The organism is Bordetella genomosp. 11, assembly GCF_002261215.1.
Classification (GTDB): Bacteria; Pseudomonadota; Gammaproteobacteria; order Burkholderiales; family Burkholderiaceae_B; genus Bordetella_C.
This window is the reverse complement of sequence record NZ_NEVS01000004.1, coordinates 4,570,753-4,590,646: the sequence shown is the minus strand read 5'-3', so window position 1 is coordinate 4,590,646 and position 19,894 is coordinate 4,570,753. Positions and strand designations below refer to the sequence as shown.

Below are 19,894 nucleotides of genomic sequence, written 5' to 3'. Positions count from 1 at the left end.
GATCCTCGCAACGGCGCTTCGACAGGAAGCGCCGCGCGCGCGGGCAGGAGATTCCTTCAATGAGCAATACGACTTTCGATTTCAAGGGCAAGGTCGCCGTGGTGACCGGCGGCTCGCAAGGCATAGGCGAGGCATGCGTGCGCCGCCTCGCGCAGGCCGGCGCCGCCGTCGCGATATGGGACGTCGCCGATGCGCCGGGCCAGGCCCTGGCCGATGCGCTTTCGCGCGACGGCGGCCGTGTCGGCTACATCCATTGCGACGTCGCCAGCAAGGCATCGGTGGACGCCGCCGTGGCCGCGACGCGGCAGGCCTACGGACGCATCGATCAACTGGTCAGCAACGCCGGCATCGTGCGCACCGCCAACTTCCTGGACATCACGGAAGAGGAATGGGACGCGGTGCTGAATATCAACCTGAAGGGCGCTTTCCTGGTCGGCCAGGCGGTCGCGCGCGTCATGGTGGAGCAGGGCGGCGGCGCCATCGTGCACATGAGTTCGGTGAACGCCGTCATGGCGATCCCGACCATTGCTTCGTATAACGTCAGCAAGGGCGGGCTGGCGCAGCTGACGCGCGTCATGGCGCTGTCGCTGGTCGATCACGGTATCCGCGTCAACGCCGTGGGGCCGGGCACCATCGCCACCGAACTGGCACGCAAGGCCGTGCTGGCGGACGAAACCACGCGCGCGCGCCTGATGAGCCGCACGCCGATGCGCCGCCTGGGCGAACCGTCCGAAGTCGCCGACGCCGTGGCGTATCTGCTAAGCGACGCGTCCAGCTACATCACCGGCGAAACGCTGTATATCGACGGCGGTCGCCTGGCATTGAACTACACGGTTTGACAGGCCCGGTGTGACGGGCCCGGGGCGCGGTGCGGCAGTGCGTGCGCCGGCCCGCGGGATCCGGCGGCGTGCGATCCTGCCGGGTACGATCCGGCGTGCCGGCTCGCCATCGCTCAATAGGAATGTTCCGGGGCCGGGAAGCTGCCGTCCTTCACCGCGCGTACATAGGCCTGGACGGCATCCTGGATGCTGCTCGCGCCGTCCATGAAATTGCGCACGAAGCGCGCCTTGCGTCCCGGGAAGACATTCAGCATATCGTGCAGCACCAGCACCTGTCCCGAGCATCCGGCGCCGGCGCCGATGCCGATGGTGGGGATGTTCACATCGGCCGTGATGTCGGCGGCCAGCGCGGCGGGGACCATCTCGTACAGCAGCATGCTGGCGCCGGCATCGCGCATCACGCGCGCCTGCTGCTTCAGGTGCGCCGCGCCCGCATCGTCCTTGCCCTGCACCCGGTAGCCGCCCAGCGCATGCACGAACTGCGGCGTCAGGCCCATGTGGGCGCACACCGGTATGCCGCGTTCCGTCAGGAAGGCCACGATGTCGGACATCCACGGCGTGCGGCCGTCCATGCCTTCCACCTTTACCATCTGCGCGCCGGCCGCCATCAGCCGCGCCGCGCTGGCATAGGCCTGCCGGGGCGATTCGTGATAGCTGCCCCACGGCAGGTCGGCCAGCACCCAGGCGGTCTTGTTGCCGCGCGCGACGCATTCGGTGTGATACACCATGTGCTCCAGCGTGACGGGCAGCGTCGACGATTGCCCCTGCACGACATTGCCCAGCGAATCGCCGATCAACAGGATGTCGACACCGCTCTGGTCCAGCAGCGAGGCGAAGCTGGCGTCATAGCAGGTAAGCATGGCGATTTTTTCGCCGCGCTGGTGCATGGCAACCAGCGTGGCCAAAGTGATGGGCTTGCGAGGCGCTTGCGCGTCGCCTGCGACGGTCGGATACATGGGCGTGCCTGTAGTGGTGGAACATGGGGCGGCGCATCGCCCCGCGGCGATGCACCAATAAGGCGCATTCTATCGGCTGTGGCCGGCCATGGGGACGCCAACGTAGCGGCCGCGGGCGCCGCGCATCCTGTCGGGTACCCGGGCAGACCGGGGATTCCATGTCCGCGTCATCCTTTTATGCATCGTTTCCGGGATGGGTGCTAAGACTTTCGCCCACTAGAATTTTGCCGAGGCGCGCGGAATGTCCGCGCGGCACCCGGGGGGCGATTCCGCATGCGTTTGTGCCGCAGTCTTGCCGTGGTGGTGCTATGCCTGGCCGCCGCCGGGCGCGTGCCCGCGTGGGCGGCGCCGCCGCTGGACGCGGGCCAGGCGCGCGATATTGCCGCCGACGCCTACGTCTACGCATATCCGCTGGTGCTGATGGATGTCGCCCGTCGCGTGCAGACCAACGTGCAGGTGCCGGACATCGCGTTCGGCGCTGGCGCGCCGGTCAACCGCTTCACGCACATGAGCCGGCCCGCGGACCCGCTGCTGCACGGTCTGCCTTACCCCGACGTCGACACGCTGTGGTCGCTGTTGTGGTTCGACGTATCCAAGGAACCGCTGCTGATCGAGGTGCCCGACGCGCGCGGCCGCTATTACTCGATCACCCTGGCCGATATGTGGTCCGATGTGTTCTCGGCACCGGGCAGCCGCACGGCGCAGGACGGCCTGCGCGTGTATGCGATCGTGGCATCCGACTGGCACGGCAAGCTGCCCAAGCCGGCGGAGGCGCTGCGCGCGCCCACGAATGCCGGCCTGCTGCGTTTGCGCGTGGCGTATCGCGACCTGCGGGACCTGGGCGCCGCGCAGGGTTTCCAGATGGCCGTGGAAGCCACGCCATTGTCGCGCTGGGGCAAGAAGACCGTGCCGCCGGAGGGGCATTTCGACGTGGCGTTGTCGCGGCGCGCGCCGGTCGATCAGGTCGGCGAGATGCCGGCGCAGGAGTTCTTTTCGGCGTTCGCGGAACTGGCCTCGCGCTATCCGCCGCATGCCGGCGATGACCCGGTTCTGCAGCGCATGGCCAGGCTGGGCCTGGCGCCCGGCCAACGTTTCGACCCCTCGCGCCTGCCCGCCGACATACGGGCCGCGGTGGAGGCCGGCGCGCTGCGCGGGCAGGCCAGCGTGCGTTCGCCCATGCAGCCACGGCCGCGCCGCGGGGATGCCTGGCGCATGCCCGACCGGCGGCTGGGCAGCTACGGCACCGACTATGCGCTGCGGGCCCGGGCCGCGCGCGTGCAGCTCGCCACGCCTTTGCCGGAAGATGAAATCGTGCTGCGCGCCGCCGCCGATTCGGAGGGGCGGCTGCTGGATGGCAGCTTCCGCTATGAGGTGCGCTTCGATCGCGGCCAGTTGCCGCCCGCGGACGCGCTCTGGTCGATGACGCTGTACAACGACCGGCGCGAACTGTACGACAACGCGGTCAATCTGTACGCCGTCGGTAGCCGCCATCCCTTGACGCCGGCGGCGGATGGCACGTCCACTGTCTACGTGCAGTACGCACCGCCCGCGGGCGAACAGCTGCGCAACTGGCTGCCCGCGCCCCAGAGCGGCCGCTTCACGCTGATGCTGCGCATGTACCAGCCACGCGAGGACGCCGTCGAGGGATTATGGCGGCCGCCGTCGATACGGCGGATCCAGTAGCGAATCGGCGGGGCGCCGTTCAGCCGGCCAGCCCGCCGAACACCGAAGCGGCCACCAGCATCACGCCCACCCACAGATTGGCCCGGAACAAACCCAGCCCCAGTTCGGGGCGGTCCAGGTCCAGCTTCTTCAGCTGCCAGGCGAGGTGGGCGCCGATCAGCACCATGCCGACCGCGTAGGGCCAGCCCAGGCCGACCGCATAACCGCCCCAGGCCCATAGCGCCAGCGTGGCGATGTAGAAGCCGGCGATCCATGTCTTGCCCGCGGCGCCGAAACGCAGGGCGGTGGAATGCAGGCCCAGCCTGCGGTCGTCGCGCACGTCGATGTACGCGTAGATCGTGTCGTAGCCGATTTGCCACAGGATGGTGCCGACGTAGACCGCGATCGCGCCCAGGGGAACTTCGTTGCGGGTGTCCGACCAGGCCATCAGCATGCCCCAGTTGAAGCACACGCCCAGGACCGCCTGCGGCCAGTAGGTGACGCGCTTGCACAGGGGATAGATCACGACGATGGGCAGCAGGGCCACGGCCAGCCAGCGGCTCATGGGATTGATGGCCAGCAGCAGCGAGGCGCATACCGCCAGCTGCGCGAACAGGAACCACAGCGCCTGCCGCAGTGTCAGCTGGCCGCTGGTCAACGGCCGGTAGCGCGTGCGTTCGACGTGCTTGTCGATGTCGCGGTCGAAGATGTCGTTGATGGTGCAGCCGATGCCGCGCATCAGCAGCGCGCCCAGCGAGAACACCACGACCCGCCAGGGCGTCGGCCAGCCGTCGGCCGCCTGGGCCAGCGCGGCCAGCGCCGGCAGCAGGGTCAGCCACGTGCCGATGGGGCGGTCCAGGCGGCACAGCCGCGCATACGGTCCCCACGACCGGGGCAGCCAGCGGGCCACCCAGTCGTCGAACTCGATATCGTTCAGGTCGATGCGGCCGGTGGGGTGCTGCGTGGACATGCGGCCGCCCTCAGCCCAGCTGCGCCTTGATCAGCCGGCCCAGCGTCGCCATGCCGCTGCGGATTTTTTCTTCCGGCACGGTCACGAAGCTCAGCCGCAGCGTATTGCGCGGCGCCGGCGCATTGGCGTAGAAAGGCTGGCCCGGCACGAAGGCGACCTTTTCCTCGATGGCCTGCTGCAGCAGCTGCGTGGTGTCGATGCCTTCGGGCAGCGTCACCCAGATGAACATGCCGCCCTCCGGCCGCGTCCAGGTGGCCGCGGCGGGGAACTCGCGCTGCAGCGCGTCCAGCATGTAGCCGCATTGCTTGCGATAGAGCTCGCGCACGGTGGGCAGGTGCTGTTCCAGGAAGCCGTCCTTGACGATCTCGTACACCGCCATCTGCGTCAGCGTGGATGTGTGCAGGTCGGTGGCCTGCTTGGCCTGCACCATTTTGTCGATCAGCTTGCGCGACGCGGCGATATAGCCCAGGCGCAGGCCGGGGGCCAGCACCTTGGAAAACGAGCCCATGCGGATGATGTGCGCGCCGACCTCGCCGCCCAGCGACAGCAGGCTGGGCTGGGGCTCGCCGGCATAGCGCAGTTCGCCGTAGGGGTCGTCTTCCACGACGGGCAGGTTCAGCCGCGCGGCCTGCTGCACCAGGGCCTCGCGGCGCTGGCGGCTGAGCGTGCGGCCGGTGGGGTTCTGGAAATTCGGCAGCGCGTACAGGAAGCGCGCGCCCTGGGCGTTGGCCGGCGTCAGGGCTTCCGGGATCAGGCCGCCCTCGTCGGAGGCCACGGATTCGTAGCGCGGCTGGTACAGGCTGAAGGATTGCAGCGCGCCCAGATAGCTGGGCGTTTCCACCATGACCTTGCTGTCTTTGTCGATGAGCACCTTGCCCAGCAGGTCCAGCGCCTGCTGCGAGCCGGAAACGATCAGGATCTGATCAGGCGCGACATGGGCGCCTTTGCGGTTCAGGTCGTCGGCGACCCAGGCGCGCAGGGGGCTGTAGCCCTCGGTGGGGCCGTACTGCAGGGCGGCGCGGCCATTCGAGACCAGTACCTTGTCGAACGCCTGGCGGACGACGTCCACCGGGAAGCCGCCGGGAGCCGGCAGGCCGCCCGCGAAGGAGATGACGTCCGGCCGCTCGGTGACTTTGAGGATTTCGCGGATGGCCGAGCTGGTCAGCTGCAGGGCGCGTTCAGAAAAGGTGCATTCGGGTTCGAAGGGCTTGTCCATGGAAGGTAGGCATCAAAGAACGGGGGAAACGGCCACGCCGGGCGGCCGCCGGAACGCCGTGCCCGGCCAGCGCGGCCGGGGAGGGATCCAGGGCTGGAAACCATTGACGGGAGGGCGGAGGCTAACGAGGGACGGCAAAGCGGTATTCTCCCACTTTTTGCCGGAATGCCCGGGCCGCCGCCGGCCATGTGCGCCGAAAAGCAGACGCCTACGGACTGTCCCCGGTTTTTCCGGCCGCGCGCCGCGCCGGCGCGCGATCCGTTTTGGAGCCATTCGCCATGTTTTCCGCCGTTCCTTCCACCGCCGCCACCAAAGCGGATCGCTATGCCGAACTGGTCGAACAGGCGCGCGGCCTGCTGGCCGGCGAACGCGACCGCATCGCCAATGCCGCGAACTTCTCCGCCCTGGTGTACCTGTCCCTGCCCGACCTGAACTGGGCCGGCTTCTATTTCTACGACGGCACCGAACTGGTGGTCGGGCCTTTCCAGGGCAAGCCCGCCTGCGTGCGCATCGCGCTGGACCGCGGCGTCTGCGGCGCGGCCGCCAGCCAGCGGCGCACGCAGGTCGTGCCCGACGTGCATGCCTTCCCGGGCCACATCGCCTGCGACGCCGCGTCACGTTCCGAGATCGTGGTGCCCTTGGTGCACGAGGGCGCGCTGATCGGCGTGTGGGACGTCGACAGCCCCTTGCCCGGGCGCTTCGACGAGGACGACCGCGCCGGCATGGAAGCGCTGTGCGGGGTTTTCCTGGCCAGTTTGCGGGAGTGAGATCGCACCGGCCGGGCGCTCTGCCTTTTAGGGAGCGTGTCGCGGGACATGCGCTTGCGGGCATGCGTCCGCCAGGCCGGATCGCCGCCAGGGCGGCCATGGGATGTTCACCCCTTCGCCATGCAGGTATGATCACGGCCATGACGATCGCCGCCCACCTTTGCGCCCCTGCCCATGCCGCCGGCATGGCCGGCACGTGCGCGCGCATCGTCAAAGCCAAAAAACAGCCGCTCATCTGACCGGAGCAGCTGTTCCGTCAGAAGAGCGACGGAACAGCGGCAGGGCGGGGTCTTCTTCTACATATCGTCCTTCTCCATACGTATCCGACGCGCTTTTAGCGGACTTCCAGCGGTCTTGCATTGGAGTCGATATGGATACGCCTACTCTCGCCACCGAACCCTTGCCGCTGCGCGCGGCCAGCCGCGCGCCCGCATTCCGCGGTATCTGGGTCCCCCTTGTCACGCCTTTCCGCCACGGCGAAGTCGACCGTGCCGCGCTGCGCCGCCTGGTGCGCCACTACCGCGGCGCGGGCGTGCACGGGCTGGTGGCCTGCGGCAGTACCGGCGAAGCCGCCGCGCTGGATGCCGGCGAGCAGCTTCTGGCGCTGGATACCATCCTGTCCGAAGCCGGCGATCTGCCGGTGGCGATGGGCCTGTCGGGCAATCACCTGGGCCAGGCGCGCGACCGCATTCGCCAGTTCGGCGAACGGCCGCTGGCCGGCGTGCTGGTGTCGGCGCCCGCCTATGTGCGGCCGGCGCAGGATGGCCTGCGCCTGTGGTTCGAGACCCTGGCGGACGCCTCGCGCGTGCCGCTGGTGCTGTACGACATTCCCTACCGCACCGGCGCCACCCTGGAAACCGCCACGCTGCTGGCGCTGGCGGCGCATCCGAATATCGCCGCCATCAAGGATTGCGGCGGCTCGCTGGACAAGACCATCGCCCTGATCGCCGACGGCCGGCTGGCCGTCATGGCGGGCGAGGATTTGCAGGCCCTGTCCACGCTGAGCCTGGGCGGGGCGGGCGCCATCGTCGCTTCCGCCCATGTGCGGCCGGACTTGCACGTGGCGATGTTCGAGGCCGCGCAGGCGGGGGCCTGGGATCGCGCGCGGACCTTGTTCCACGCGCTGGCGCCAGTGATCCGCCTGCTGTACGCGCACCCGAATCCCGGGCCGCTGAAGGCGGCGCTGGGTGCGCTGCACGATTGCGAGGACACGCTGCGTCCGCCGATGACGGCGCCCGGCCCGGACCTGCGCGCGGCGCTTGCCGACGCCATCGCGGCCTTGCCGGCGGCATGCAAGTGATCTAAAACCCCATGACCGGCTCCGACGAGCGGGCACGTATAAATACGCACACATAAGCGGATGCATGGGAGACAGGCGATGACGGTGGCGAGAGGCGGGCAGGCGATGGAGCGGCCGCTGGGACAGGCGGCCGCACGGACAGCCCCGGCGGAGGACACGCCCTCCGGCCGAACCGGCGGCCAGGCGGGCACGCAAGAGGGCATCCAAGCGGGCGGCCAGGCTTCCCGCCAGACGGGCGCCGGCGCGATCGACGGCCCGGCGGACCGCCTGGAATTCGACTACGTCATCGTGGGCGCCGGTTCGGCCGGCTGCCTGCTGGCCAATCGCCTGTCGGCCGATCCGGACACGCGCGTGCTGCTGCTGGAGGCGGGCGGCCCGGACAGCTGGCACTGGATCCATATCCCGGTCGGCTACCTGTACTGCATCGGCAATCCGCGCACCGACTGGTGCTACCGCACGCAGGCGGATCCCGGTCTCAACGGCCGCGACCTGGGGTATCCGCGCGGACGCGTGCTGGGGGGCAGTTCATCCATCAACGGGATGATCTATATGCGCGGCCAGCGCCAGGACTACGACGGCTGGGCGGCGGCGGGCAATCCCGGCTGGGGCTGGGACGACGTGCTGCCGCTGTTCAAGCAGACCGAGGACTACCACGGCGACGCCGGTCCCTATCACGGCAAGGGCGGCGAATGGCGCGTGGAGCGCCAGCGCCTGTCCTGGGACCTGCTGGACGCTTTCCGCCGGGCCGCCGCGCAGGCCGGCATTCCGTCCATCGACGATTTCAACCGGGGCGACAACGAAGGCTGCGATTACTTCGACGTGAACCAGCGGCGCGGCGTACGCTGGAACGCGGCCAGCGCCTTCCTGAAGCCCATCATCAAGCGGCCCAACCTGCGCATCGTCACCGGCGCGCACGTTACCCGCCTGGCCTTCGAAGGCCGGCGCGCGGTGGGCGTGCGCTTTCGCGGCGACGCGGGCGGCGAACAGCTGGCGCGGGCGCGTGCCGAAGTGATCCTGTGCGCGGGCGCCATCGGCTCGCCGCAACTGCTGCAGGTGTCCGGCATCGGCCCGGGCGCCTGGCTGCAATCGCGCGGCGTGTCCGTGCTGCACGACCTGCCGGGCGTCGGCGGCAATCTGCAGGATCACCTGCAGCTGCGCCTGATCTACAAGGTGACCGGCGCGAAGACGCTGAACGCCATCGCCGGCACGCTGTGGGGCAAGGGCATGATGGGGCTGCAGTACCTGTTCATGAAGCGCGGGCCCTTGACCATGGCGCCGTCGCAGCTGGGCGCCTTCGCGCGCTCCGGGCCGGAGCACGCGCGCGCCAACGTGGAATACCACGTCCAGCCCTTGTCGCTGGAAAAATTCGGCGAACCGCTGCATGCCTTTCCGGCCTTCACCGCGTCGGTATGCAATCTGCGGCCCACCAGCCGCGGCCACGTGCGTATCGTCAGCCCGGATGCCGCCGACCATCCCGAGATCCTGTGCAACTACCTGTCCACCGATGAAGACCGCCGCGTGGCCGTGCAGAGCGTGCGCCTGACGCGGCGTATCGTGTCACAGCCGGCGCTTGCCGAATACCAGCCGCAGGAATACCGTCCCGGCCCGGAATTCGAAAGCGACGAAGACCTGGCGCGCCTGGCCGGCGATATCGGCACGACGATTTTTCATCCGGTGGGCACATGCAGGATGGGCGCCGACGCGGGGGCGGTGGTCGACGCGCGCCTGCGCGTGCATGGCGTGGAAGGCTTGCGCGTGATCGATGCCTCCATCATGCCGACCATCACGTCGGGCAATACCAATTCACCGACGATCATGATCGCGGAGAAAGGCGCGCGGATGATATTGGAGGATCGCCGCGCGCCGCGGCGTGGGGGCTTGGCCGCTGAGGTAACAGGCGAACACGCCGACGTGGCGTCCGCATAGCGGCTGCCCCAATCACGGGTCGACAAGGGTTGCATCGCCCTTACGGTCTTGTGCGGTCCCTCGCGCCGGGCAGTCGATCCGCGGATCCGGACCGGACGTTTGTCCCGGAACGCAATGGTTGCCTCGCCTACTCAGGGGCTTCACCAATCGTTCTATGTCCCGAGATGCCAGAGATAAACCCCTCCGCCGCTTCCCACGCAGCACATGCTTTTTTCCCACGGCCGTCCGACGGACTCCAAGGCGACCGCGCGAACGCTCAACATCTGCAAGGTCTATTGGAGGCCACCGCCCGGTATGTCGAAGCGGCCAGTACCGGTGCGTTCGATGCGGCCAAAAAGACGGCGATCGATACCCTGGCCCCGAGCATCCTGCGACAGCCAACGATACAAGGCGACGCCGCGCTGCGCGAAAAGATCGGGATGTGCTGGGCGGAACTTCTTAAGGACGCCCGTCCGGACGCAGCGCAACCACCCGCCAAGCCCGGCTTTCATCCGCCCTTCGATCTTCTGGCTGACCTGGTCGGGCCGTTGGGCATCAAGGCCTTGAAGTGCGACATCTGGCCCCCGCCGCCGCCAGCGCCCGATGCTTGCATGGTGGAGCACTGGCGAAAGCATGTTCTCGATCAATTGTCCGAGGACGGCGCGCTCAAGCTTAGTTGGGACCCAACCCACTGTGAGCCGCCCCGGAACCTGCTCAGGGCAGCGCAGGCCTATCTTAAGAAGCACCCGGAGGAAACGCCAGAGACCTTCTTTAAGCCTATTCGCGACCTGGTGGAGAACGAAATCGCCATCCCGCCCGGCTTGGCGCGCGCCCTTGATTGCGAGTTGATCCCCTTCCATATGTTTCGTACCTGGGTCTCCAGCAGCGTAGAAAAGATCGAAAGACTGCGTGAAGCTCGGGATCAGGCGTACGCTCGCGGACGATGGAATGGTCCCGCTTACAGGGCCCTATCCTGGCAGCATAGCTATATGAAGGAGCATTTTGCCGCGGCGTTTTCCCCGCTGGCCCTGGAGCTGCTCGGTGCCGGGAAGCTCACCCCGGACCGTTTGGGGCAATGGGTACGGCTCGATACCGGAAGCGCCGATGGCAATGCACTGCCGGTCAAGGAGACGAGCCTTGTCGGAAAATACCTGTTGCACGAAGAGATTGCGCACGCCGTGCCCAATGCCGGGGAATTGCACGATCCCGAGATACTGGTCAAGCTGGCGAACGCAGGCGTACCGGCGTCGTACGTCGCGAGCCTGCTTTCGGTGGGGAACGTGGTCGCATGGCCTGAAATCCAAGCCGAGGCGGACCGCATGGTGGAACGCTACAAAGCCGCGAATCTGCACCCCTCATACACCCTGGATCGTCACGCCAACATTCGTATAGGCAAGCTGGACTCGCCGGAGCTCAAGCCCCGGTTGGATGCCGTGCTCGAGGAAACCAAAAGCCGCTTGAATCCGCTGCGCGACCAGGCTGAGGCCCGGATGGCGTCATATGAGCGGCTGGCACGCCTGGCGCCCCTCGCCCACGCTTGGATGGTGTCGGGGCCCGCGGACGGCCCGCTGCTGTGGTCATCGCTGCCTTTCAAGGCGCGTGTGGAAAGGTGGGACGCCGCCGGCCTGTCGGTCGACCAGCAATATGCGGCGGGCCGTTTCCTTGTCAACGGCCTGGACGAAGCCGGCGCGCGTGCGATCGTACAGGCCAATGCCGCTTATCCGGAGCGCTTGCAGGCCTGGCAGGGCTGGGATGCCGGGATGGATCTACGTCCCTGGCTGGACGAGGCGATGAAACAGGCTGTGCAGCGATGGCTGACCGACCCGGATCTTCCCGCGGAAGTACTTGCCTTGCTGCCAGGCATGATTCGCTGCGATCTGAGCCTCGACCAGATCGATGGGCTGATACATTCTTCGGCCTCCATTGCGCGCCTGGATGCGGTCTTCGGCCCGCAAGCCCAAACACCGGCGCGCATCGGCGCCGGCTTGCTGACGGCTGCCGCGCTGTACGAACAGGTGAACGATGGCGACATAGACGAAGAGAAATTACAGGAAGAGGCGCACCAGGCCGAGGAAACTTCCCGGCTGCGGCAGGCAGCGTCCCGTGCGCGCGACCAACTGCGGGCCCGGCTTCATGTCATGGAATCCATTCGTGCACAAATACCGCCCGATGCGCCGGAGGCGAGGCAGTGCGATGGCTGGATCCAGGCGTGGCGCGGCGCCAGCGACGGCTTGCGGGAGTTTCTCCAGTCGCCATTGGAAGACCGTTTGCGAGACAATCCCGCCGAGGTCGAAGCCGAGCTATCCAAGGTGTTCAGCACGCTCGCATTCACATCGGTGGCATCGCCGGATCCGAACAAGATGGGAACCCCGGCCCTGCGTGCTTGAACGGTTTGCCGCCCCGCGCCATTGAACACTTCCGCGCTGCCGGTCTCGCGGCCGGCCGCGGCGCGGGGCCGGCCGGCGTCCCGACGCCTGTTTGCCGTAGGCCGAATCGTCCGCTACGCCGTACCGGCCAGCGGCGCGCGCGGCAGCGCCACCATCGTGGCGGACGCGCAGCTGGACATGTTCGGGCCTCCGGTGCATTGTCGATTTCTGGGCATCCGGTTCGTCGTCAATGCATCCCCACTGTAAGGAATCTTCCATGAAATACCTTGGCCTGGCCTACTTTACCCCCGAAAAATTCGCCGCGATGGCGCCCGACGACGTCAAGGCGTTGGTCAGCCAATGTCCGGCACTGGACGAAAAGATGCGCGCCACCGGCAAGGTTCTGGTTTCCGCGTCGCTGGGCGATGCGGAGACGTGGACGACGCTTCGCCCGCGCAATGGCGGGACGCGCGTCACCGATGGACCTTATACCGAGTCGAAGGAAATGGTGGGCGGCCTGTTCATTATCGAGGCGGACAGCCGTGACGAGGCGCTGCGCATCGCTTCCATGCACCCGGCCGCCACCTTGGGCGAAGAAGGCGGATGGGCCATCGAACTCATTCCCATGGATTTCTACCTGGCCCCATGAGGGTGCGGGCGGTTGGCTCAGGAATGCTGATGCGCGCGCGAAGCCGTAGGGCGAAGCAAACGAAATGGAACGCGACCTCAGTGACGCTGTGATTGAAGATTCTTGAGCACAAGCCACGCGGACACCGTAACCCCGTGCTGTGCGGTCAGCGGCAATGCGTATTGGAAGGAACTGATCTCGTGGAGTCCGGTTCGCGGCGCTCACATGACCTGGGCACTCTGTGAAAATGCGGCGCGCTCGCATTCGCAAGCGGTACGCGAAGGGCAGCGGGTCGTACTCGAACTGGTCCACGAAATCATCGACAGCAATACCTGGCGCGGTGCCGAGGGCCTGATGTAAGCCCCCATCGCACTACAAGGACGCGGGCCAAGGATACCCGCAATGTAGGTCCGAAACAGCTGGGTGCCTTTCGATATAAGCGTCTTGAACTGGCTCGGCCAACCTGTTGAATGCACAACCCAAAGCGGAGAGCGCCTGAGTCTCCATTCCGTGTTGTGAGCCAGTTGTACGGCATTTCTAGTCTGCTGGATCGCTCGCGATGGCGGTGACCTTTACGCCGGGGATGGGGAGGGAGCTTGTTCCTCCGGGGTGGGTTGGGTAATCTGAGCCGCTGGCTTGGAGAACGGATTATGCCCAGCACACTTCCTTCGTTGCACAGAGAGTTCGTAGAACGCGTCCGCAATGGCGTAGTGAACGACCGACGGCTTGCGGCGCTGCTTGCCGGCGGCTCATATATCCACGGCGGGTTCGATAACCACTCCGACCTGGATCTCGTCATCGTCGTAGAAGATGAAAACAACACAGAGGTAATGGCCTCCCGGTATGGGTTTGCGGAGAGCCTCGGCAATCTTCTCGCTGCATTCACCGGGGAGCACGTCGGCGAACCCAGACTACTTATATGCCTTTACGGGCCGCCCCTGATACACGTCGATCTGAAGTTCGTAACGCGGTCTGGCCTGGATCGGCTGGTGGAAAGGCCGGCCGTGTTGTTCGCTCGCGATCCGGAAGAAATCGAGTCGCTTCTCGATCAGGCTGCTATCGAATGGCCGAATGCATCGCCGGACTGGTTTGAGCAAAGAGCATGGATCTGGCTTCACTATGGAGCAACGAAGCTCGCAAGAGGCGAACTGTTCGAAGCGATGGGGATGCTCGGCTTCTTTAGGGAACAGGTACTGGGGCCGATGCTGCATCGTCGATCAGGGAGGCCTCAGCGTGGAGTTCGCAGGATCGAGACGCTGAGCGAGCCCTCTGTCGAGCGGCTTTCAGGAACCGTTCCACTCTTCGAACAAGGCTCGGTGCTCGATGCATATCTCGTCGCGGTAGACATGTATCTGGATCTCCGTGAAGACGCCCCTCCGCTACAGATGACCAAGTACATGCCAGAAGCCATACGTGAGTATCTGGGTTCAAGCAGCTGAGTCAGCGACTGCCAGGACTCACACTTCAGCCTCGTAAAGCAGACCATATTTCCCCTTTGTTCGCGTTATGCGCGCGAAGCCGGCTTCGCCCAAATGCATGCCGGCGATCAGAAGCCGCTCGGAGCTAACCTGGTCCAAAAGCCGGGATCGTGTGGTGGCGGCCATGGACGCATCCTGATCGAATGCGATCGATACGTCTGGCCGCTCAATCTGAATGTGAGGAAAGTGAACTATATCCCCCCAAATCAACAAACCCGTATCGCCGGATTCGACGAGATAACCGGTGTGCCCGTCGGTGTGTCCCGGTAGCGACATTGCCCGGATACCGGGAAGCACTTCTCCATCGTCGAAAGTCCGAAGCGTGTCGCTGTAGCCGTCGAACACTTGGCGCGCAACAAGGAAGTTTCCGCGCGCCCGCTCGCTGGCCCGCGCGAGATTGCCATCGTCCTGCCAAAACTTCACCTCTCGCTCGTGAACGACAAGCTGCGCGTTGGGAAATGCCGTTTCTCCGGCGGCATTCAACAGCCCTCCCACGTGGTCAGGATGGGCGTGTGTGAGCAGGATGGTGTCGATCATGGACGGTTCGATTGCGGCAAGTAATAGATTGGATCTCAGGCGACCGCCCCATTGCTTGATCCCGCCAGCGCCGCTGTCGATGAGCACCGTGCGCCCCCCTCCGCGGACCACGTAGCAGTTGATATGCACGGCAGCGGGCTCCTTCTGGCCTGCGTCGCCTTGCATTCTGGCGGCCTCCGTGGTGTCGATATTCGAAAGGACGTCGAGGCTGGCCGTGAGATAGCCATCGCTGATGGCGGTAATCGTGAAGTCACCAACTTGCTGACTCGGAAACATAAGGCTTCTCCAGACCGATCAATTTCGGGCGTGAATGTTCGATGCGGCGTAGCCGAAACAACGGATACGCGCCATGAGACCTGTGCGGAAAGCGATGGCGTTGTCGAGCGCTTCCATGAACTGGTCCATTACCGCGCGCGTGCGAAGCCTCCCGAGGCGATAGTGGACTTCCACGAAAACCGGATGTCCGTGGCCGTGCCGAACGTCAACATAGACGACGTGAACATTTTTCAGTTCTGCATCGAGGGCAATCGTGCAGAGTTGGACACAGTCGTCGGACAGCTCAGCAAGATGTTTGTCGGACGGCATTTGCCTCGCGTCAATGTAAAACGTGATGTTTGGCATCGCTGACCTATTTCTTTTGCGCAGTCGAAGCCTTTCGAGCGCTGGTCAGTTGTTCCGTCATCGGCGCGTAAAGATGGACGCCCTCAAGGCCTTCGAAAGATAGGGCGTTGCTTAGAGGCAGCTTTCCGAGCCAACGACGCTCCGGAAATTTTTCCAGTGCAACAGCTTGCATGGCCAACGGGTCGAGGCCCATGCGGATCAGGGAGTCGGGGCCGCTTGCACACAGCGCGAGCAGTTCGTCGGCGTTGACCGCGGGCGCAGCACCAATATCGCTGTAGAGATTTCGATGCCAGTCGGTGATGTGTTGCTGCCACCTTGCGAAATTGCCGCCGCCCTTCAGGCGATACTCGTCTCCATTCAGAACGTCGAGGCCGTCGATCGTGTGGACGGCCAGGTACATAGGACAACCATCGCTTATCGCCTTGAAGCGCTGCGATGTGTGAAAGCCGGTCACCGAGATTAGAGCCGGCAGCTTTTCGAGGCTATAGAAGTCGTTCCATTCGGGCTCGCTGCGGGGATCGGCGAAGCTGCATTCCACGGTATAGATCATCGGATTGTCCTTCGCGACGGATGCGGCGTTTTGCTGCAAGCGCCACTTTTGTTGCGGTAAAGTAATCCTAGACCCGTGTTTTCCCTCTGAAAATCGAAATAACGTCAGCCTTCAGTGATATTTAGTCAAGCTGACGTCCACCCAATACTTTTGCCAGATTCCAATGCGACGCAAGATCCCAAGCAACTCCGCGCTCCAGGCCTTCGAGGCAGCGGCGCGACACGGAAGTTTCGCCCGCGCCGCAGAGGAATTGGCGCTCACCGAGGGCGCCATAAGCCGTCAGATTGGCCGGTTGGAGGCATTTTTGGGAGTTGCACTATTTGAGCGAGTCGGAAATCGCGTGCGGCTTGCTCCGAACGGTAAGCGATATGCAGTGCAGGTTCGTGAGGGTCTCGATCGGCTGGAACGCGACAGCCTGTATCTGATGGGGCAGCCCATTGAGGGCGCGAGCATCGATATCGCAGCCATTCCGACCTTCGCAACGCGTTGGCTCATCCCCCGGCTAAAGCGCTTTCAGGACAAGCACCCGAACGTCACCATGCATATCGCAGAACGGATGGACCCCTTCCTTCTTGCAGGTAGCGGTTTCGACGCGGCCATTCATTTCGAGCATCCCGCGTGGGCGGGTATGCATCTGCATCACCTGCTCGAGGAGGTGCTGGTACCCGTCTGCAGCCCAGCGCTCCTCGAGGATGCCGGCACGAACACGCCGTTGGATGAACTGCCACGCCTTCACAGGAGGCAAAACCCGGACGCCTGGCGCTTCTATGCCCAGGAGTCCGGCGTCGCGCTGACCAACCCTGCGGTCGGTGCTCGTTACGATCTTCATTCCATGCTGATTGAGGCGGCGCTCGCCGGCTTGGGCGTGGCATTGGTGCCGCGCCTTTACATCGGGACGGAGCTTGACCAAGGCCGTTTGGTTGCGCCTTGGCCGGAGGTTAAAGCGGTCGCCAAAAACTTCTGCCTCATTCTTCCAGAGCCGATCGAATTGAGTGCGGGGCCGCTGCAGGCATTTGCGACATGGATTCTTGACGAAGCGCGAGGTGTGGCGCTTCAGGCCAGCACCTGAAGCTCATTGTCTTCGCGAATTCGCCAAGGGCCGATCGCCGACGGGTCGCTTCTCTTCGGACTGGTCTCCGATGCCGCGCATCAGATCTGGATACCGCCCGCGACCTCGATGCGCTGCGCATTGACCCATCCGAACTCATCCGAAAGCAGCGCGGCGATAACGGGACCCACGTCTTGAGGCAAGCCGGCACGACCGAGCGCCGTGTGGTCGGCGACCGCCTTGTTGACCTGCGGATTGTCGCGGACGATGCCGCCGCTAAAATCCGTGGCGATCGCACCGGGCGCGACGACATTGACTGCGATGCGGCGAGGTCCCAACTCGAGCGCCATATAACGCGTGAGTGCTTCGACGGCGGCCTTCATGGGGCCGTAGACCGCTCTGTTAGGGAAGGAAAATCGGGCAAGTCCGGACGAGATGTTCACAATCCGTCCACCGTCGCGGATGAGCGGAAGGAGCTTCTGCGACAGCAAAAATACCCCCTTGAAATGCACCGCGAACTGCGCGTCGAGTTCGTCTTCCGTACCCTCGGTGAAGCTGGCAGTGGACGAGATGCCTGCGTTATTGACCAGAAAGTCAAAACGATCGACGCCCATCGTGCCGAGCGCTTCGCGAACGCGCGCAACAAAGCCGTCGAATGAACTGGCTACGCCAGTGTCGAGTTCAAGGGCGATGCCGGGCGCACCCGCCTCGGTCGTCAGGGCAACAACCGAATCCGCTTCTGCCTGGTTCGACTTGAATGTGAAGATCGTGCGTACGCCTCGCGCCGCAAGTCGCAACACGGTATCGCGGCCAATACCGCGACTTCCGCCGGTGATAATCGCTACCTTGTTGGCAACGTCCAGGGTGGTTCGTGACATGTTTTCCTCTCACAACATGGGTGTGAACGGATTTTATGGATGTGAGGGCGACGTGTTGAATGCCGAAACTCGCCTCGTTTTTGCCTAATTGTGCTCCGGCGAAGTAAGCTCGGCCCAGCTCATTGAAAGCCTCGAACCTATGCCAAATCCGTTGGCCAAAGCGATTCTGCGTTACACACGCCGTCAGCCGGGCCCGAGTCCATACGCAACGGCAATCGAGGGCGTCTATATTCTGCGTTCCGACAATCCCAAGCCACCGTCCTATCGGCTCGCGAGCCCGGCCATGTGTATCGTCGCTCAAGGCGCAAAGTGGGCGACATTCGGTGGAAGCCGACTTGAGTACAGGGCAGGTCAGGCCCTTGTCGTAGGGGTGGAAGCGCCTTCGCTCGGGCGCGTCTTCGAAGCCAGGCCTGACAAGCCGTGCCTCGTACTGATTGTCGAACTCGATCTGGGCGTGATGCGCAGTGTCGTCGAACAGATGGCAAGTCCGCCCAAAGCCATTGGGGGAAACTGTCGCGGTGTTCTCGTGACCGACTTCAATGGACCGCTAGCGGACTGCGCGCTGCGACTCGTTCGTCTGCTCGACACTCAAAACGCGATCCCGACGATCGCGCCTCTGGTAATCCGCGAGATGTGCTACTGGCTGCTCGCTGGGCCACATGCCGGTGAGATGGCGCGATTCGCCCTCGCAGACAGTCCATCCCAGCGTGTCATGCAAGCAATCCGATCCCTGCGGCAACGCTATGCCGACCCTGTCAGCGTCGACGAGCTTGCCTCGGTCGCGCAGCTTAGTCGCTCGGCCTTTCATCGCCAGTTCAAAGCACTGACTTCGCTGACGCCTGTTCAGTATCAGAAGCAGCTGCGTCTCCTTGAGGCCCGACGGTTGATGTTGTCGCAGTCGATAGGCGTCGAAGCGGCCGCATTTGCAGTCGGCTACGAAAGCGCTTCGCAATTCAGTCGCGAATATGCACGCATGTTCGGTGCGCCACCGAAGCGGGATGCGATGCATATGAGGGCGATGCTTGAAGGCGGCTAGGCACCAAAGCGAACTGCCGGCGAAAGGGTGAACGACTCGCGCATGTCGCGTGCTTCTTCGACCGGTGTCCGGCCAAACAGGCGCTTGAACTCCCGGCTGAACTGCGACGCGCTTTCGTACCCAACGCGTCCGGCCGCCGCCGCTGCTGTCACGCCATCACGGATCATCATGAGGCGCGCCTGATGAAGGCGGGTGGACTTGATGTACTGGATCGGCGATGTCTGGGTCACGGTACGGAAGTTGGCGTGAAACGCAGGCACGCTCATGCCCGCTTCTTCGGCAAGGCGTGCTACGCTGAGCGGCTCCGCATATTCGGTGTGGATCCGCTTGAGTGCCCGCGCGACGCGACCGAAGCGGCCGTGATGTGCCAGCGCGGCACGCATTGCCGCGCCTTGCTCGCCAGTGAGTACGCGATAACAGATCTCACGCACGATCGCCGGCCCCAGTACCTGCGCATCGAGTGAATCCGTCAACGCTTCCAGCAACCGTATCGTCGCACCCGCCAGGTTGCCGTCAAGAGGTGTGGAGACGATGCCCGCTGGCGCCGCTTCGGGATGCTGCCTGGCCGCACCGATCTGCGCGATCAGTTCGGTCAGTTCGAGCAGGTCCAGCCGGATCGATACGGCGAGCATCGGCTCGTCTGGCGAGGCCTGTGTTTCCGTTGAGAACGGTAGCGGGACGGACAGCACAAGATAGTGTTGCGCATCGTAGACGTAGGCTTCGTTGCCCAGGAATCCAAGCTTACGCCCCTGGCAAACGATCACGATGCTCGGCTCGTACAAAACGGGCGTGCGCCCGAGCGGGCGATCGGATCGCATCAGCCGCACGCTATCGAGCGCCGACTGGGTGTACCCCTCGTTGGGTGCAAGTTTCTCCAGTAGCCGGACCATCCGGATGGAAACCGGATTGCGATTGTTCGGCACCACGCTCTCCCGCAATTTCGACAAACGGCATTCTATTCATCCCCGCCGTACACGCCAACGGTTTCAATAGGATTAGGCAACGATGGCATCGCTCCGTGTATTCGCCTGCGCCGCCGTATTTCCTACCATTCATACACCGGCCGATGAACACATGTCGGTTCAACAGGCCGGGCTCCGGCAAGGTCGTCCTCCGCGCAAAGCAGTAAGGCCGCGG

At 64.7% G+C, this 19,894-nt stretch carries 19 protein-coding genes; 11 read left to right on the top strand and 8 right to left on the bottom strand.

Annotation, left to right across the window (positions count from 1 at the left end):
* Positions 1–59: 59 nt before the first annotated feature.
* Complete coding sequence (locus tag CAL28_RS28330) at positions 60–839, top strand: SDR family NAD(P)-dependent oxidoreductase (RefSeq protein ID WP_094844308.1); 780 nt, start codon at positions 60–62, stop codon at positions 837–839.
* A gap of 113 nt (positions 840–952) precedes the next feature.
* Here the strand turns inward: CAL28_RS28330 and panB are convergent, their stop codons facing one another.
* On the bottom strand, positions 953–1,795 hold the full coding sequence (gene panB, locus CAL28_RS28325; RefSeq protein ID WP_094844307.1) for a 3-methyl-2-oxobutanoate hydroxymethyltransferase: 843 nt from the start codon (positions 1,793–1,795) through the stop codon (positions 953–955).
* Between the two features lie 273 nt (positions 1,796–2,068).
* Between panB and CAL28_RS28320 the strand changes: the two genes are divergently transcribed.
* Entirely contained in the window at positions 2,069–3,478 is a 1,410-nt protein-coding gene (locus CAL28_RS28320; protein WP_094844306.1) for a DUF1254 domain-containing protein, read from the top strand.
* Between the two features lie 19 nt (positions 3,479–3,497).
* Here the strand turns inward: CAL28_RS28320 and ubiA are convergent, their stop codons facing one another.
* Both ubiA and CAL28_RS28310 read right to left on the bottom strand, forming a co-directional pair.
* Complete coding sequence (ubiA, locus tag CAL28_RS28315; protein WP_094844305.1) at positions 3,498–4,427, bottom strand: 4-hydroxybenzoate octaprenyltransferase; 930 nt, start codon at positions 4,425–4,427, stop codon at positions 3,498–3,500.
* 10 nt (positions 4,428–4,437) lie between these two features.
* Positions 4,438–5,643, bottom strand: coding sequence for an aminotransferase-like domain-containing protein (locus CAL28_RS28310; protein ID WP_094844304.1), 1,206 nt, complete (start codon positions 5,641–5,643; stop codon positions 4,438–4,440).
* Positions 5,644–5,921: 278 nt separating this feature from the next.
* On the opposite strand from CAL28_RS28310, the gene CAL28_RS28305 reads away from it, so the two are divergent.
* The 7 genes from CAL28_RS28305 (at position 5,922) to CAL28_RS28265 (ending at position 14,048) form a co-directional block, all read left to right on the top strand.
* The gene (locus CAL28_RS28305; protein ID WP_094844303.1) at positions 5,922–6,410 is read left to right on the top strand and encodes a GAF domain-containing protein; all 489 of its coding nucleotides are present in this window, start codon (positions 5,922–5,924) and stop codon (positions 6,408–6,410) included.
* A gap of 406 nt (positions 6,411–6,816) precedes the next feature.
* Positions 6,817–7,710 carry a 4-hydroxy-tetrahydrodipicolinate synthase gene (gene dapA, locus CAL28_RS28300; RefSeq protein WP_176464173.1) on the top strand — a complete coding sequence of 298 codons (894 nt, stop codon included), beginning with the start codon at positions 6,817–6,819 and terminating at the stop codon, positions 7,708–7,710.
* Positions 7,711–7,788: 78 nt separating this feature from the next.
* Positions 7,789–9,636 carry a GMC family oxidoreductase gene (locus CAL28_RS28295; RefSeq protein WP_440588423.1) on the top strand — a complete coding sequence of 616 codons (1,848 nt, stop codon included), beginning with the start codon at positions 7,789–7,791 and terminating at the stop codon, positions 9,634–9,636.
* Between the two features lie 275 nt (positions 9,637–9,911).
* Positions 9,912–12,002, top strand: a complete 2,091-nt coding sequence (locus tag CAL28_RS28285; RefSeq protein WP_141218259.1) for a hypothetical protein — start codon at positions 9,912–9,914, stop codon at positions 12,000–12,002.
* A gap of 256 nt (positions 12,003–12,258) precedes the next feature.
* Positions 12,259–12,630: a YciI family protein gene (locus CAL28_RS28275; protein WP_094844297.1), complete on the top strand. Its 372-nt coding sequence runs from the start codon at positions 12,259–12,261 to the stop codon at positions 12,628–12,630.
* Positions 12,631–12,834: 204 nt separating this feature from the next.
* Positions 12,835–12,969: a hypothetical protein gene (locus CAL28_RS30135; RefSeq protein ID WP_254926257.1), complete on the top strand. Its 135-nt coding sequence runs from the start codon at positions 12,835–12,837 to the stop codon at positions 12,967–12,969.
* A 290-nt stretch (positions 12,970–13,259) separates the two neighbouring features.
* Positions 13,260–14,048 carry a hypothetical protein gene (locus CAL28_RS28265; protein ID WP_094844296.1) on the top strand — a complete coding sequence of 263 codons (789 nt, stop codon included), beginning with the start codon at positions 13,260–13,262 and terminating at the stop codon, positions 14,046–14,048.
* A gap of 18 nt (positions 14,049–14,066) precedes the next feature.
* On the opposite strand, the gene CAL28_RS28260 is transcribed toward CAL28_RS28265, so the two are convergent.
* From CAL28_RS28260 to CAL28_RS28250, 3 genes are read right to left on the bottom strand one after another with little or no spacing between them, the layout of a single operon-like run.
* On the bottom strand, positions 14,067–14,900 hold the full coding sequence (locus tag CAL28_RS28260) for an MBL fold metallo-hydrolase (protein WP_094844295.1): 834 nt from the start codon (positions 14,898–14,900) through the stop codon (positions 14,067–14,069).
* 18 nt (positions 14,901–14,918) lie between these two features.
* Positions 14,919–15,245 carry a hypothetical protein gene (locus CAL28_RS28255; RefSeq protein WP_094844294.1) on the bottom strand — a complete coding sequence of 109 codons (327 nt, stop codon included), beginning with the start codon at positions 15,243–15,245 and terminating at the stop codon, positions 14,919–14,921.
* Positions 15,246–15,252: 7 nt separating this feature from the next.
* Complete coding sequence (locus CAL28_RS28250) at positions 15,253–15,795, bottom strand: sugar ABC transporter (protein ID WP_094844901.1); 543 nt, start codon at positions 15,793–15,795, stop codon at positions 15,253–15,255.
* Positions 15,796–15,958: 163 nt separating this feature from the next.
* On the opposite strand from CAL28_RS28250, the gene CAL28_RS28245 reads away from it, so the two are divergent.
* Entirely contained in the window at positions 15,959–16,864 is a 906-nt protein-coding gene (locus CAL28_RS28245) for a LysR substrate-binding domain-containing protein (RefSeq protein WP_094844293.1), read from the top strand.
* Positions 16,865–16,944: 80 nt separating this feature from the next.
* Here the strand turns inward: CAL28_RS28245 and CAL28_RS28240 are convergent, their stop codons facing one another.
* Positions 16,945–17,721: an SDR family NAD(P)-dependent oxidoreductase gene (locus CAL28_RS28240; protein ID WP_094844292.1), complete on the bottom strand. Its 777-nt coding sequence runs from the start codon at positions 17,719–17,721 to the stop codon at positions 16,945–16,947.
* 139 nt (positions 17,722–17,860) lie between these two features.
* On the opposite strand from CAL28_RS28240, the gene CAL28_RS28235 reads away from it, so the two are divergent.
* Positions 17,861–18,757 (top strand): AraC family transcriptional regulator, encoded by an 897-nt coding sequence (locus CAL28_RS28235; RefSeq protein WP_094844291.1) that lies wholly within the window; start codon positions 17,861–17,863, stop codon positions 18,755–18,757.
* Here the strand turns inward: CAL28_RS28235 and CAL28_RS28230 are convergent.
* Positions 18,754–19,647, bottom strand: a complete 894-nt coding sequence (locus tag CAL28_RS28230; RefSeq protein ID WP_094844900.1) for an AraC family transcriptional regulator — start codon at positions 19,645–19,647, stop codon at positions 18,754–18,756. The genes CAL28_RS28235 and CAL28_RS28230 overlap by 4 nt on opposite strands.
* Positions 19,648–19,894: the final 247 nt, after the last annotated feature.